Below are 14,014 nucleotides of genomic sequence, written 5' to 3'. Positions count from 1 at the left end.
TCACAGTTTGCTGTGCCAAATATCTTCTCCGTTTGTGCCGGTGGTTGGGGGTTGGGCATCGCCAGAACGGGGACCCGCCCGCTGATCATGTCAGCAGCCGGCACACGGGCCCGTTCGGAAACGGCGATGAATTTGCTAGTCTTGGCGTCAGTCTCGCAAAGGCCGATTGCCGGGGCCGGTCGCACAAGGTTGGATTTGAGCCCTAGAGCCCTGCCTTGTGCGCTTGGGTCCCATCGACAATCGCGATGGCTGCGCGCAGTGCCGCCTCTATACCCAGAAGCGTCGTATCGAGCAAGTGCGCGTCGTCCGCCTTGTAGAACCCGCCAAAGGGGTTGGCCATGTCGCGGGCGTCGCGCTCTTCTATCTGGTGATAGAGCGCATAGCGGTCAACCACGAGGCCCCGCTTTTCCAGCTGCCGGGCCCGCCGTTCCATGCGCACCTTGCTGTCGGCCATGATGAACAGCTTGGCATCGGCCTCCGGGCAGATCACCGTGCCGATATCGCGCCCGTCCAGCACCGCCCCGCCGGGCTGGTGGGCAAAGTCGCGCTGATAGTCCCGCATTGCCGCGCGAACCGGCCCGATCACCGCCACCTTGCTGGCAAAGATGCCCGCCTCCCCGCTGGTCAGCGCCGCCAGGTCGGCCAGATGCGCGGCATCCAGCGCCTGCGCCGCCGCAATCGCCCGCGCCTCGAAATCGGGTGCGTCGATGCTCTCGCGCACCGCCCAGCCCACCGCGCGATAGAGCAGCCCGGTATCGAGATGCGGCAGGCCATAATGGCGCGCCAGGCCTTCGGCCAGCGTGCCCTTGCCCGATGCGGCAGGCCCGTCCACGGCAATGATCATGCTTGCACTCACGTCTTGGAGGTCTTGGTCGGCGGAAACTTGCCGCCGGCGGCGCTCATGGCGGCCACGAAATCGGGAAAGCTGTCGGCAATGGCCTCGGCGCCCTTGATGGTCACCTTGTGGCGGCTGGCCAGTCCGAGCACGGCAAAGCTCATGGCCAGCGAGCCATCGCCCTGGCTGTCGACCTTGCTGCCGCCCGCCACCTTGCCGTCCCCGACCAGGCTGAGGCTCTCCGCGCTCAGCGTCGCGCCCACCTTGTTGGTCCGCAGCCCGGCCACCAGGGCCTTGAGACGGCTGTCCTGGACGGTGTTGCGCCCGCCCAGCCCGTTGATCACCGTCTCGCCCTGGGCAAAGGCCGCGGCAATGGCCAGCGGCGCGATATCGTCGAGCAGGGCCCGGCCATGGCGCTCGCTGATGCGGATGCCCTTGAGCCAGCTCGATCGCACCCGCAGGTCGGCTATGTGTTCGCCCGCGGTTTCGCGCTGGTTGATGAACTGGATATCCCCGCCCATTTCCAGCAGCGTATCGATCAGTCCGGTGCGTAGCGGGTTGATCAGCACATTGGCCACCACCAGCTCGCTCCCCTTGATGATCAGCGCCGCGACAATGGCAAAGGCGGCCGCCGAGGGGTCGCCGGGCACGCTGATGCCCAGCGGCTGCAGCGCCGGCAGGCCATTCAGCCTGATCGTCACGCCCTCGCTGTCGCCCTCGTCCGGCGTCACGTTGATATCGGCGCCAAAGGCGGCCAGCAGCTTTTCGCCATGGTCATGCGTGGCCACCCGCTCGTGGATGGCGCTCTCGCCGGCTACCTGCAATCCCGCCAGCAGCAGCGCGCTCTTGCTGGTCTCGTCGGGTTGCTCGAGATCAAGCCGCAGCGGCACCGGCAGGCAGGCGCCCACCAGTTTGAGCCCGCCATCTTCCTGCGGCTCGACCCTTGCGCCCAGCGCCCCCAGCCCGTCCAGCAGTGCCGGTGGCAGGGGCTCGAGCGTCGTCGCCGTGCCGTCTTCCAGCGCCGGCGGCGGGCTGAACAGCACCGTCATGTCATAGGGCGCCAGGAGGCCCGCCAGCAGCGCCAGGTTGCTGGCCCCCGGCCCTGCCTGCAGCGGCCCGTCGGGCGCCAGCAGGCCGAGCACGCCCAGCCCATGCACCTGCCAGTCCGGCCCGTTCATCTCGATGCGCACGCCCAGCTGGCCCAGCGCCGCCGCCGTCGCCAGCACGGCCTGGGAGGCACGCACGCCGCGGATCTTGCTGCTGCCTACGCTGAGCGCCGCCAGCAGCAGGGCGCGCTGCGAAATGGCGGTGTCGCCGGGTGTCACGAAGCGCCCGCTCAGCGGGTCGGCGCCGTGGGCGGTCAGCAGGCTTGCATTGGTCTTTGTATCGGTCATGGCAGGTCCGGACTTAACACGCTCGGGCGTGCGATTGCCATCGCCCCGTCGGCCCGGGAAGCAGCTCTCCACATTTTCGGTTTGACAGGGGGCCGCTTTGCTCATAACCGGACTGACCAATCCCGTGGGCCAGGCGCCCGCCAAACCCCCTTCACGAGGAACATCGATGGCCAGTTCCGATCGCGGCACCAAGCGCACCGACCCCGAAACGGGCAAGAAATTCTACGACCTCAACCTCGACCCCGTGGTCTCGCCCTATACCGGCAAGAGCTATCCGCGCGCCTATTTCGAGCAGGTCGTTGCTACCCCCAAGGCGGTTGCCAAGGCGGTCAAGCCCGTTCCGGTAGATGAAGACGAGATCGAGGACGAGGTCGAGGACGACGTCGCCGCCCCCGAGATCGTTTCGCTCGAGGAAGCCGACGCCGAGGAAGCCGGCGACGAGGATATTCCAGAGACCGATGATGTCGACGTCGAGGTCGAGGACGATCTGGGCGATGACGATGCCGATACCTTCCTCGAGGAAGACGAAGACGAGGACGACGACATCGGTTTTGACGTCAACACCGACGACGAGCCTTGATTTTACGTGATTTTTCGACCGGCTGACACTTTCAGCCGGTCGAACAAAAAAGTGTCATTTAGGCACTTGCATGGGCCGGGATCATCCAATAGGTTCCGCCTCGCTTCGGAAGGCAATTGTCCTCCAAAGACCCAAGAAAATGGGGCCTTAGCTCAGCTGGGAGAGCGCTTGCATGGCATGCAAGAGGTCAGCGGTTCGATCCCGCTAGGCTCCACCATTCTTCTTTCCGACATCGTGTCATCCACTCACCCACCAGTGGCCGGATTGACCTGTCGCCCCGCACCCCGCCATGCTGCCCATCCGCCAGATTCGGATGCACGCCTTGCCCAAAGCCCCCCTCACCCTCGATCCCGCCCGCGCCCGTCAGCTCTGGCTGGCCGCCCAGCGGCTCGACAGTTTTGCCCCCTTCGGCGCCGGGCCCGAGGCGGTGCGCGCCGCCATTGCCCATCTGGGCTATGTGCAGATCGACACCATCAATGTCATCGAGCGCTGCCACCATCATATACTCTTTGCCCGGCTGCCCGATTATCGCCGCGCCGATCTGGTCGCCGCCCAGTCCGCCGACAAGTCGGTATTCGAATACTGGACCCATGCCCTGAGCTATGTGCCCGCGGCCGATCTGCCGTTTTTCCTGCCCGCCATGCAGGCCTATCGCCTCAAGCCGAGCGCCTGGTACGGCTCGGTCACCCCGGCCGAGGTCAGCAAGATGGTCAGGCGCCTGCGCGCCGAGGGCCCGCTGTCGATCCGCGATATCGATGACGATGTCCTGGTCGACAAGGACCATCCCTGGGCCAGCCGCAAGCCGAGCAAGCGGGTGCTCGAGATGATGTTCTATCAGGGCCGCGTCACCGTCGCCGCCCGCCAGGGCATGCTCAAGACCTATGACCTGATCGAGCGCCACTTCGACTGGACGACAAAACCAAAGCCGGCCACTACCCGCCAGATCATTGCCTATAAGCTCGATCGCGCCCTGCGAAGCCAGGGCCTGGTGAGTCTCGATTCCATCTGCCACCTCGATGCGCCCAGCAAGCCCCTGGTGCGCGAACTGATCGAGAGCCGCGTCCGCGCCAGAAAGCTCGTGCCGCTGCGCCTGGCCGGTCAGGACAAGCCCAGCCACTGGGCCGCGCCGGAAACGCTCGACGCGCCCGCCGGCGCCCCGCCCGACCTGGTGCATATCCTCTCGCCCTTTGATCCGCTGATCATCCAGCGCAAGCGGCTCAAGCTCTTCTTCGGCTATGACCACCTCTTCGAGGCCTATCTGCCCGCCGCCAAGCGCCAACTCGGCTATTTCGCCCTGCCGGTGCTCATGGGCGACAAGATCATTGCCGCCCTCGACCTCAAGACCGACCGCAGCGCCGGCAAGCTGCTGATCCAGCAGGCCACCTGGCTGCACGATGTCGGCGCCGAGGGCAGGCTCGCGGTGGACCAAGCGCTGGGCCGGTTCGAGCGGTTTCAGTTGGGCGATTGAGGGGGTCAGTGACGGCGAACTCGTCCTCTTAATGGCATTGTGATCAGCAGTGGCGCGCTCATTTCATCCCCTGGCGACAAATGCAGAACTCGAAAGGCCGTCACTGATCAGTCAGGCAACCAAATCTGCCTTGACGAATGATCTAGATTGCCAGTCATTGGCTTAAGCCGTTTATGTTTTAGGTGTGCTGCGCTTGTGTATTGCTAAATGAACGTTGATCTTAAGGAATTGTCGGAAAACGAATGGTCTCAGATAGCTCATGAGCTTCGGTTGCTCGTGCTATCGTCTGGTTTTATCGACTGGGACCGAGACCTGATGCGCAGTTTGGAGGAGGAGAGAGACGAAGGCCGGAAGCTGTCTTCGCGACATTTTGTGACGCTATACGCTAAACGGTTTGCTGCCTTTTTGACCATAAGAACAGAGCCAAAATTGCGGTCGGTGGAAGAGAGACTACAGACACTTCGTTCCAAGGAATCCGAAGTGAGAATTGGCGCAGTGTTGCTTAGCGAGGATGAAGAGTCAGTTTCATTGATTCACAAGCCAGTCAGTCCTGAATTCATCAATGAACTCAAGACGTTTGCGTTGGCTGCCGAAGAACAGCTTTCGTACGAACTAAGAAATTCCGATGACCCGGAAAGTGAATCCTCACCCGGTCCGGGAGGCATTTGATGGCATCGAATAAACGCCCGCCCACTCCAGATTTGGTTTTGCGCAACCTCAAGGCAGATTTCGCCTCTGAGTTCGGGTTGGGTAGCACACCACCGGCGAAGTTGCTCGCTGCTGCTACCCTCTATGACAAAGCTTATGAGATAGAATGTCTCTTGCGTCTAATCGATATGCTGCGCCAGCACCTGCATAGAGCTCTGCCAAGGACCAATATCGACTTTTCTCTGCAAGGAGGGAGCAACGTAGCTTTCCGAAGCAAAGGGGGCCCAGTCGATCGGAATAAGTGGTCTTACGTCAGGCTTTCACTTGACGGGATACCGAAGGCTGAGATTTGGGTCGACATTGAGTTTTGGGCCCTTAGTGCCGATAGTCAGTTCCCACATCAGACAAGGGGTATAGTATATGGCAAGGCACATGAGCTCGATCTGGTTGTTGTTTCGCCGAATACAAATGGTCGACCTTTGCCATCGGATATCTATATTGGGGTCGAATGCAAGCACCGCAGTTTCAATAAGGCGTTGCTGAAGGAGTTATTGGGAGTTCGTCGCGAAATGTGTATGCGTTCCAAATTGCGCTCAGGGCACGTCCGAAAAAATGATCTGTGGTGGGGATCGCAAACCAGCAATCCTGATTCCGGCCTAGTGTTGTTCTGCAGCGAAAATAATGTGTCGAAATACAGGGATCCTGCGGAGTTCTGGGGTATCGAGATGTCTCATCATCCATTCTGAGCTAGAATATTTCCAAGCGAATTTGCGTCGAATTCAGAGCCCATTTTTGCCCACCCCCCACCGAACCGATCCGCCTACCCCCGACCTTCCCATCCTCCCCCCTGCGCGCTACAAGGCTCGCCGCGAACGGGGAACCACAATGGCCACTTTTACCGACATGGCGCGCCGGGTGTATAACCACACCTGGAAGCTCGATCCGATCGTGCGCAGCCTGCTCGATACCGATTTCTACAAGCTGCTGATGCTGCAGATGATCTGGGGGCTCTACCCCAAGGTCGATGCCACCTTTTCCCTGATCAACCGCACCCGTTCGGTCCGCTTGGCCGATGAGATCGACATTGATGAATTGCGCGCCCAGCTCGATCACGTGCGTGAGCTGCGCTTCACCAAGAAGGAAATGATCTGGCTGGCCGGCAACAGCTTTTACGGGTCCAAGCAGATCTTCAGCCCCGATTTCCTCAAATGGCTCGAGACCTTCCGCCTGCCCGACTATTCGCTCGAAAAGCGCGACGGCCAGTTCGTGCTCGAATTTCCCGGCCTCTGGGTCGAAACCTCGATGTGGGAAATCCCGGCTCTGGCCATCATCAACGAGCTGCGCAGCCGCGCCGCGCTCAAGCATTATGGCCCCTTCACCCTCGACGTGCTCTATGCCCGCGCCAAGGCCAAGATGTGGGAAAAGGTCGAGCGCCTGCAAAAGCTCCCCGATCTCAGAATTTCCGATTTCGGCACCCGCCGCCGCCATTCCTTCCTCTGGCAGCGCTGGTGCGTCGATGCGCTCAAGGAAGGCATTGGCGACAATCTCACCGGCACCTCCAACGTCAAGCTGGCCATGGATACCGATCTCGAAGCCCTGGGCACCAATGCCCATGAGCTGCCCATGGTGCTGGCGGCGCTCGCCACCACCGACGAGGGTCTGCTGGCCTCGCCCTATCAGGTGCTGACCGATTGGGAGCGCTATTATGGCGGCAATCTCAAGATCGTTCTGCCCGATGCCTTTGGCACCGATGCCTTCCTCCAGCATGCCCCCGACTGGGTCGCCGATTGGACCGGCTTCCGTCCCGATTCTGCCCCGGCCATCGAGGGCGGCGAGCGCATCATTGCCTGGTGGAAGAGCCGCGGCCGTGATCCGCGCGACAAATTGCTGATTTTTTCCGATGGGCTCGACGTCGACATGATCGAGGAAGCCTATCTGCATTTTGACGGCAAGGTGCGCATGGCCTTTGGCTGGGGCACCAATCTCACCAATGACTTTGCCGGCTGCGAGCCGGACGGCCCAAACCCCGGGCTGGAGCCGATTTCCATTGTCGCCAAGGTGAGCGAGGCGAACGGCCGCCCGGCCGTCAAGCTCTCCGACAATCCCGCCAAGGCCACCGGCACGCCCGAGGAGATTGCGCGCTATCTGCGCCTCTTTGGCGGCGCCGGGCGGGTTGAACACGCCGTCAAGGTGTGATCTAGGCGCCATTCCTTCAATAAAGTGCCGCCCGCGAACAAACTTCTCGCGGACTGGTGCGTTAAGAGCTCGGGACCTCCATGCACGCTTCGCATGGGGGCTCTTCAGGGGCCTGCATGACTTTAGAATTGATTGATATTTCTGTCCGGGACCGCCAGTCCCATCCTCGCCTTGCCGGTCGTATCACCGGCCATGTGAGCGCCGTGCTGACTGAAATACTGGACGGCAACGAGCACCGGCACGAGCTGTCCATTCCGGTCTGGGCCGACGTCGCCAATGACGCCGAGCCTGCCGATATCGACATGGCGCTCATGCTCAAGGCTGCCAAGATCATTGCCCGGCTCAAGAATACGATGTTGGCCGCCGAATGACGGCTGCCTGGCAGGGGCAGCGAAGGCGTTCAGGCCGTCTGTGACAGTGCCTTGAGGAAGTCGCGTTCCGCCCGGCTCAGCCCGTCGCTGCGGCGCGGCAGCGGGGCAGGGCGGGGTATCGGGGCGTCCACCGACAGGTCGCTCTCATAGTCATCGTGCGGCGCGCGCTGTGGCGCATAGAGGAATGCCGCCTGCGCCAGCGTCGCATTGGCAATCAACTGCCGCTCGCCGCGCACGAACCAGGCGATCGTCACCATAGCGACGGCCCACATTGCCAGGATTTGCCAGGCCATGACCAACTCCATCAAATCAGGAAGCAGTCATAGGCAAGGCGAGCCCGGCGCCCAACAGCAACTTGCCATTAGCCTTACCAGTTAAAATTGTATGAATTGTGGGTCGGCCGCCTCTCGACGGCCCGCCGCAGGCCGAATGCCTCAGCTCTTCTTCTTGGTCTCGGCATGGATCGGCACGGCATAGAGCTCGAGCCGGTGATCCACCAGGCGATAGCCCAGCCGCTTGGCGATCACGTCCTGGATCGCCTCGATTTCCTCATTGCGGAACTCGATCACCGCGCCGCTGCGGATATCGATCAGGTGGTCATGGTGCTCGTCCGGGATCAGCTCGAAGCGCGCCCGCCCGTCCTTGAAATCATGCTTGGTGACGAGCCCGGCCTCTTCGAACAGGTTCACCGTGCGATAGACCGTCGACAGCGAAATGCGGTCATCGACGGTGGAGGCTCTGCGATAGAGTTCCTCGACATCGGGATGGTCCGCCGCCGCCTCGATCACCCGGGCGATCACGCGCCGCTGGTCGGTCATGCGCATGCCCTTGGCGACGCAGGCCTCTTCCAGCGTTGGTTCCGTCTGGCTCTTGCTCACGCCGCCGCTCCCCACGCGTCTCTCATGCAACCGGGTTACCCAAGATCGCGTGCCATGACAAGCGCCGTCGCCGCCGTGCCGTCCGGCTTGGGATAATAGCCTTTGCGGCTGGCAATGCGGGCAAAGCCATGCCGTTCATAAAGCCTGATGGCCGCCACATTGTCCTCGCTGACCTCGAGGAACATCCGCTTGGCCGGGCTCATCAGCAGGTCGTCGAACGCCGCCTTGAGCAAAGCATGGCCCAGCCGCTTGCCGCGCCATTTGGGGTCCACCGCAATGGTCAAGAGCTCCGCCTCGTCCGCCGCGATCCGCACCAAAGCAAAGCCGGCAATCCGGCGCTTGGCGTCGCAGGCCACATAGACCGGCGTATCGCGCTCGCTGAGAAAACTGGCAAACTCATTGCTCGGCCAGCCGCGGTAAAACCCCTTGGCATGGATCGCCGCCAGGTCGCGCGCATCGCGGGTCTGGCCCGGCTCGATATGCAGCCCGCCCGGCGCCATCCACAGCTTGATCACGCCCCGGTCCTTTCCACCCGCCCCGCCGTCTGCGGCTTGGCATCGGCATCGCGCACATAGGTCGCCTCGGGCAGATGCGTCGCGGGGTCAGCCAGCGCGCCATAGCGCGCCACCAGCGCGATATCGACAAAGGGCGAACTGATCAGCACCGTATCCGGCGGCGTTGCCGCCTGCGCCAGCGCCATCGGCAAAATGTCCGGAGGCGTTACCGCCAGGCCCGGCCCGGCAAAAATCTGGAAATAGGCCTCGTCCCGCCGTGCATCGAGCAGCACGGTGCTCGGGCCCTCGACCGCCAGCGACAGTGCCAAAAGGCTGGGCACCCCGATCACCGGTATCCCCCGCGCCAGCCCCACGCCCCGCGCTGCGCTCAGCCCGATGCGCAGCCCGGTAAACGAGCCCGGCCCGGTCGTCGTCACCACCCGCGTCAGGTCGGGATAACCCACGCCGTTGCGCGCCAACAGGTCCGCAATCCGCCCGAAGATCGCCTCGGCCTGCCCGGTTGCCATGTCCTCCACCGACACATCCACCGTCCCGTCCGCTCGCAGCAGCGCCAGCTGCAGCCGCGGCGCCGCCGTATCGATCGCCAGGATCACGCCTGTTTTTTGGCTCATGCCTTGCCGGCCGCATTGCGCGCCCGCGACGCTTCGGCCGCGTCGCGCTTGCGAAGCCGTGCCGCCGCGGCCGCCTGCGCCGCGCCATCGCCCAGATGCGCCGCCCCGCGCCGCGCCGCCAGGTCCATCTGCTTCTGCCGCTCCTGCGCCGCGGCATGCTTGTCCGCGTCATCGGCGCAATGGGGGCAGCTGATACCCTCGTGATAGGCCGCGTCCGCCCGGTCCGCCGGCGTCAGCGGATGCCGGCAGGCCCGGCACAGCGTGGCCTCGCCCTCGACCAGCCCATGGCCCACCGAAACGCGCTCGTCGAACACGAAGCACTCCCCGGCAAACCGGCTCTCTTCCTGCGGCACCACTTCGAGATATTTCAAAATCCCGCCCTTGAGGTGAAACACCTCCTCAAAGCCCTGGCTCAATAGGTAACTCGACGCCTTCTCGCAGCGGATCCCGCCGGTGCAGAACATCGCCACCTTCTTGTCGCGCTTGGGGTCGAGGTGCGTCGCCACATAGTCCTTGAACTCGGTGAAATTCTTCGTCGCCGGGTCGAGCGCCCGCTGGAAGGTCCCGAGCCCGACCTCATAATCATTGCGCGTATCGACCAGCACCACGTCATTGCGCTCGATCAGCCCGTTCCAGTCATTGGGCTCGACATAGGTGCCAACGGCCTTGGCCGGATTGGCCTCCGGCGCCCGCAGCGTCACGATCTCGCTCTTGAGCCGCACCTTCATGCGCAAAAACGGCATCGCGCTGGCCGCCGAATATTTGACTTCCGCCCCGGCCAGCCGGTCCCCGAACGGCCCGCTCACAAACAAAAAGTCCGCCAGCCCGTCGATCGCCTTTGCCGTCCCCGCCACCGTGCCATTGATGCCCTCGGGCGCCAGGATCAGCGTGCCCTTGATGCCGCTGCTACAGCACAGCTCCGCCAGCGCCGGCCGGATCGCTTCGGCACCGGGCAGGTCGGCGAATTTATACAGCGCCATCACCTTGTATGGCAGATCGTCTTGGGGCAGATTGGACATGAAATGACTTTTCGGCGCGTTGCTTGGCTGCCTCATACCACTGCCCGCCCGCGCGGCCAAATCGAGAAATCCGCCCCTCCTCATGGCCCTGCGCCATGCCAGACCAGACCACGGAGCCTACCATGACCTATCGGGCCGATACGGCACGCTATGACACCATGCAATACCGCCGCTCGGGCCAGTCGGGCCTCAAGCTGCCGGTGATCAGCCTGGGCCTATGGCAGAATTTCGGCGGCACCCGCGATTATCCCTCGGCCATGGAAATCCTCGGCCATGCCTTCGACAATGGCATCACCCATTTCGACCTGGCCAATAATTACGGTCCCCCGGCCGGCTCCTCCGAGGAGCTGTTCGGCCAGGTCATGGCCCGCGATTTCCGCCCCTATCGCGATGAGCTGATCATCTCCACCAAGGCTGGCTACACCATGTGGCCCGGCCCCTATGGCGATTTCGGCTCCCGCAAATACCTGCTCGCCAGCCTCGATCAGTCCCTGCAGCGCATGGGTCTCGACTATGTCGATATCTTCTATTCGCACCGCTTCGATCCCGACACCCCGCTCGAGGAAACCATGGGCGCCCTGGCCCAGGCCGTCCGCTCCGGCAAGGCGCTCTATGTCGGCATTTCCTCCTATCCCGAGGCCGAAACCCGCCAGGCCTATGCCATCCTGCGGCAGATGGGCGTCGCCACCACCATCCACCAGCCCTCCTATTCCATGATCAACCGCTGGTTCGAAAACGATGGCACCATCGATGCCTGCGGCGATCTGGGCATCGGCGTCATCGCCTTTTCCCCGCTCGCCCAGGGCGTGCTCTCGGGCAAATATAACAAGGGCACCACTGAGGGCACCCGCGGCGAAAACCCCAATGGGAGCCTGCGCGCCAGCCATATCGAGCCGCGCGTGCTGGCCGCCGTCGACAAGCTGGGCGCCATCGCCAAGTCCCGCGGCCAGACCATGGTGCAGCTCGCGCTCTCCTGGGTGCTGCGCCGCCCGGAAATGACCTCGGCCTTGATCGGCGTGCGCAATCTCGATCAGCTCAAGGATAATCTGGGCGTGCTCAATAATCTGAGCCTCTCGGCCGAGGAGATCGCCGCCATCGACGAGGCGACCAAGGACGGCCAGATGGAACTCCATCCCCGCCCCTCCGGCTGGCTGCGCTAGGCATGGCGATTTCCCGCGACCGCCTGATCGCGCTGATCGGCCTCGACGAACCCACGGTAGAGCTCGTCTCCACCCATGTGGTCCAGCACAGCACCTATGCCGTCGAAACCCTGCGCCTGCGCCTCGGCGACGCCGAGGTGCGCGGCCTCCTCACCCGGCCGCTCAAGCCTGAGGGGCGCCTCCCCGCCATCCTCTATGCCCATTCCCATGGCGGCGGTTACGCCATCGGCGCCACCGAACTGCTCGATGGCCGCACCTACCTGGTCGATCCGCTCGGCCCGGTCTTTGCTCATGCAGGCTATGTGACGCTGGCCATCGACATGCCCGTCTTCGGCGAGCGCTCCAATGTCAGCGAATCAGCTGCCGCCAAGGCTTTGCTCTGGATGGGCAAGTCGCTCTTCGGCCAGATGCTGAGCGAACAGGCCGCCGCGCTGACCTACCTGGCCAGCCGCGCCGACGTCGATCCCACGCGCATCGGCGCCTTCGGCATTTCCATGGGGTCCACCCTGAGCTACTGGCTCGCCGCCATGGATCCGCGCCTCAAGGCGGTGGCCCATCTCTGCTGCTTTGCCGATCAGCGCACCATGATCGAACTGGGCGCCCATGATGGCCACGGCATCTATATGACGGTCCCCGGCCTCCTGGCCGAAACCGATGCCGGCGCCATCGCCGCGCTGATCGCCCCGCGCCCGCAACTGGTCTGCCTCGGCGAAGCCGACAAGCTGACCCCACCCCTCGCCGTCGCCCGCGCCTGGGCCGATCTCGAACCGGCCTATGCCGCGACGCCCCAAAACCTGCAACTGGTCAGCGAACCCGGCGTGGGCCACCAGGAAACCCCCACCTCCCGCGCCGCCATGCTGGAATTTTTTGCACGGCATCTGTAGGGGGCGAAGCTCCCGAGACTCGATGCATGTCATCTCTTCCCTTAATGAGCTTCGAGCCGGTGCAATCATGCCGCCCTTCTGTTGACGACGGCAGCTGAGCAAAGTCCTACTATATGCCGGGATTCGGGGGCCTAAAATGCGTGGAGACCGCTGGACGAAGTGGGTAGGTGCCATAGGTTGGCTATGGCTTTGGCTGGGCGTTGGCATGCTCGCCGGTATTATGCTCGCTGGAATGGTGCTTGGCATCACCTGGCCGGACGAGTTTAAGTCCACGGGATTTTGGATCGGTGATGCGGGCGTGTTGACCACGCTTACCATCGGAGCTGGCATCGTTGGATTGGTTCTCAACAATCGAACCAGTAACAAAACGCTTAGGCAGGCTCAGATTGCAGAAATAGCTGGCAGATTCCAGCGCGGCGTTGAGCTCCTCGCATCTAGCGACGTTGCGAGCAGAATGGGCGGCATTCACATCCTGCGAGATGTGGCGGGCCAAGCGCCTCAGCAGTATCACTATGCCACAATCGACACCCTCTCGGGCTTTATGGCAACACGTACCCGCCCTCAGTACGACGCGTTTTATCGCTGCGAGATGGCGTTTCAGCGCAAGGAAGACCCCCCGGATACAGACATCGCGCTTGCCTTCAGGAACACAGAAGCTGACGTTGTCCTCGCCTTCCGAACGATAGGGGAGATGCGCCTTTCTACCAGCGCAAATGAGGAGAAGGCCGGGCAGTGGTCCCGCAAAATCAGAATAGAGCGTGTGCTTCTATGCGTAGTTGAAGTGGATTTCGGCGACTTTACTGACGTGCTTTTCCGCGGATGCATCTTTGCGTCCTGCACGTTCCGAAGCTGCAGCTTTGCACGAGCACTTATTAAATGTCGGCTTCCGTATAAAAACACATTCGAAGATTGCGATCTTCGGGGTGCAGACGTCGATCGGAATACTGGCGACTGGAAAATTGACCAAGAACTCGTGCTTGAGTTGTGCGATCTTCGAGAAACCAGAATTGTGATCGGAACACCGAGGTTGCGCGTGAATCGATGCCGCATGAACGGCAAGACCGATTTCTCGTTTTATGTTCCGTGGTTTTCAGAGTCTTGGACTGATGATGAACAGCCAATAATTAAGGCCCAGTTCACAACAATTCCCGAACTGCCTTCGTCCCGTATCCCCGGTCACTTCGACGAGGCAACCGGCAGAGGCTTTCGTCCTTTCGTCCCGCAGGGAGGTTGGTCGACGTATTAGTGTCAGTCTCTCCATGGCTATGCCATGATCGTTGGGTTGGTGGGATGCGAGTTTTGGGAAGCTGCAGCGCCCGTTTGATACACGGCAAGGGCAGAACGCTCGAGGTGGGAAACGCCATCATTCCTTGATGGATTTGCGAAGAGCCATTCATCGCCGCGCCGCCAGCCCGTCGCGCTTTTGGTTATTTTGATTGCTGGAGCCTAGCGGCC

Annotated in this window: 16 protein-coding genes and 1 tRNA gene; 10 read left to right on the top strand and 7 right to left on the bottom strand. The window is 62.5% G+C overall.

Features of this window, described 5'->3' with window-relative positions:
* Positions 1-202 precede the first annotated feature (202 nt).
* The gene (locus tag GDR53_RS07690) at positions 203-844 is read right to left on the bottom strand and encodes a (d)CMP kinase (RefSeq protein WP_193337474.1); all 642 of its coding nucleotides are present in this window, start codon (positions 842-844) and stop codon (positions 203-205) included.
* Between the two features lie 8 nt (positions 845-852).
* Complete coding sequence (locus GDR53_RS07685; RefSeq protein WP_193337473.1) at positions 853-2,229, bottom strand: 3-phosphoshikimate 1-carboxyvinyltransferase; 1,377 nt, start codon at positions 2,227-2,229, stop codon at positions 853-855.
* A 166-nt stretch (positions 2,230-2,395) separates the two neighbouring features.
* Here GDR53_RS07685 and GDR53_RS07680 point away from each other — a divergent pair, with 166 nt between their 5' ends.
* From GDR53_RS07680 to GDR53_RS07650, 7 genes are all read left to right on the top strand, one after another.
* The gene (locus GDR53_RS07680) at positions 2,396-2,809 is read left to right on the top strand and encodes a TIGR02300 family protein (protein WP_193337472.1); all 414 of its coding nucleotides are present in this window, start codon (positions 2,396-2,398) and stop codon (positions 2,807-2,809) included.
* Positions 2,810-2,950: 141 nt separating this feature from the next.
* Positions 2,951-3,026, top strand: a tRNA-Ala gene (locus tag GDR53_RS07675).
* A gap of 96 nt (positions 3,027-3,122) precedes the next feature.
* Complete coding sequence (locus GDR53_RS07670; protein WP_193338011.1) at positions 3,123-4,277, top strand: winged helix-turn-helix domain-containing protein; 1,155 nt, start codon at positions 3,123-3,125, stop codon at positions 4,275-4,277.
* A gap of 207 nt (positions 4,278-4,484) precedes the next feature.
* Positions 4,485-4,946 carry a hypothetical protein gene (locus tag GDR53_RS07665; RefSeq protein ID WP_193337471.1) on the top strand — a complete coding sequence of 154 codons (462 nt, stop codon included), beginning with the start codon at positions 4,485-4,487 and terminating at the stop codon, positions 4,944-4,946.
* The gene (locus GDR53_RS07660) at positions 4,946-5,671 is read left to right on the top strand and encodes a hypothetical protein (RefSeq protein WP_193337470.1); all 726 of its coding nucleotides are present in this window, start codon (positions 4,946-4,948) and stop codon (positions 5,669-5,671) included. Before GDR53_RS07665 ends, GDR53_RS07660 begins: the two co-directional genes overlap by 1 nt.
* Positions 5,672-5,810: 139 nt before the next feature.
* Positions 5,811-7,121: a nicotinate phosphoribosyltransferase gene (gene pncB, locus GDR53_RS07655; protein ID WP_193337469.1), complete on the top strand. Its 1,311-nt coding sequence runs from the start codon at positions 5,811-5,813 to the stop codon at positions 7,119-7,121.
* Positions 7,122-7,237: 116 nt separating this feature from the next.
* Complete coding sequence (locus tag GDR53_RS07650) at positions 7,238-7,492, top strand: hypothetical protein (RefSeq protein ID WP_193337468.1); 255 nt, start codon at positions 7,238-7,240, stop codon at positions 7,490-7,492.
* 29 nt (positions 7,493-7,521) lie between these two features.
* On the opposite strand, the gene GDR53_RS07645 is transcribed toward GDR53_RS07650, so the two are convergent.
* The 5 genes from GDR53_RS07645 to trhO form a co-directional block, all read right to left on the bottom strand.
* Positions 7,522-7,785, bottom strand: a complete 264-nt coding sequence (locus tag GDR53_RS07645) for a hypothetical protein (RefSeq protein ID WP_193337467.1) — start codon at positions 7,783-7,785, stop codon at positions 7,522-7,524.
* Between the two features lie 141 nt (positions 7,786-7,926).
* Entirely contained in the window at positions 7,927-8,316 is a 390-nt protein-coding gene (locus GDR53_RS07640; RefSeq protein ID WP_193338010.1) for a Fur family transcriptional regulator, read from the bottom strand.
* A gap of 89 nt (positions 8,317-8,405) precedes the next feature.
* Positions 8,406-8,885 carry a ribosomal protein S18-alanine N-acetyltransferase gene (gene rimI / locus GDR53_RS07635; protein WP_193337466.1) on the bottom strand — a complete coding sequence of 160 codons (480 nt, stop codon included), beginning with the start codon at positions 8,883-8,885 and terminating at the stop codon, positions 8,406-8,408.
* A complete protein-coding gene (tsaB, locus tag GDR53_RS07630; protein WP_193337465.1) occupies positions 8,882-9,496 on the bottom strand; it encodes a tRNA (adenosine(37)-N6)-threonylcarbamoyltransferase complex dimerization subunit type 1 TsaB in 615 nt (204 codons plus the stop codon). Before tsaB ends, rimI begins: the two co-directional genes overlap by 4 nt.
* The gene (gene trhO / locus GDR53_RS07625) at positions 9,493-10,515 is read right to left on the bottom strand and encodes an oxygen-dependent tRNA uridine(34) hydroxylase TrhO (protein WP_193337464.1); all 1,023 of its coding nucleotides are present in this window, start codon (positions 10,513-10,515) and stop codon (positions 9,493-9,495) included. The genes tsaB and trhO overlap by 4 nt, the downstream gene beginning before the upstream one ends.
* A gap of 122 nt (positions 10,516-10,637) precedes the next feature.
* Here trhO and GDR53_RS07620 point away from each other — a divergent pair, with 122 nt between their 5' ends.
* The 3 genes from GDR53_RS07620 to GDR53_RS07610 all read left to right on the top strand — a co-directional run bounded on the left by GDR53_RS07620 (position 10,638) and on the right by GDR53_RS07610 (position 13,805).
* Entirely contained in the window at positions 10,638-11,675 is a 1,038-nt protein-coding gene (locus tag GDR53_RS07620) for an aldo/keto reductase (RefSeq protein ID WP_193337463.1), read from the top strand.
* A 2-nt stretch (positions 11,676-11,677) separates the two neighbouring features.
* Positions 11,678-12,559 (top strand): alpha/beta hydrolase family protein, encoded by an 882-nt coding sequence (locus GDR53_RS07615; RefSeq protein WP_193337462.1) that lies wholly within the window; start codon positions 11,678-11,680, stop codon positions 12,557-12,559.
* 205 nt (positions 12,560-12,764) lie between these two features.
* Positions 12,765-13,805, top strand: a complete 1,041-nt coding sequence (locus GDR53_RS07610; protein WP_193337461.1) for a hypothetical protein — start codon at positions 12,765-12,767, stop codon at positions 13,803-13,805.
* The last annotated feature ends 209 nt before the right edge of the window (positions 13,806-14,014 follow it).

The sequence above is a fragment of the Devosia beringensis genome (assembly GCF_014926585.1).
In the GTDB taxonomy this organism is placed as follows: Bacteria; Pseudomonadota; Alphaproteobacteria; order Rhizobiales; family Devosiaceae; genus Devosia; species Devosia beringensis.
Note: the sequence above shows the minus strand (reverse complement) of the source record. Positions and strands in the feature narration are given on the sequence as shown.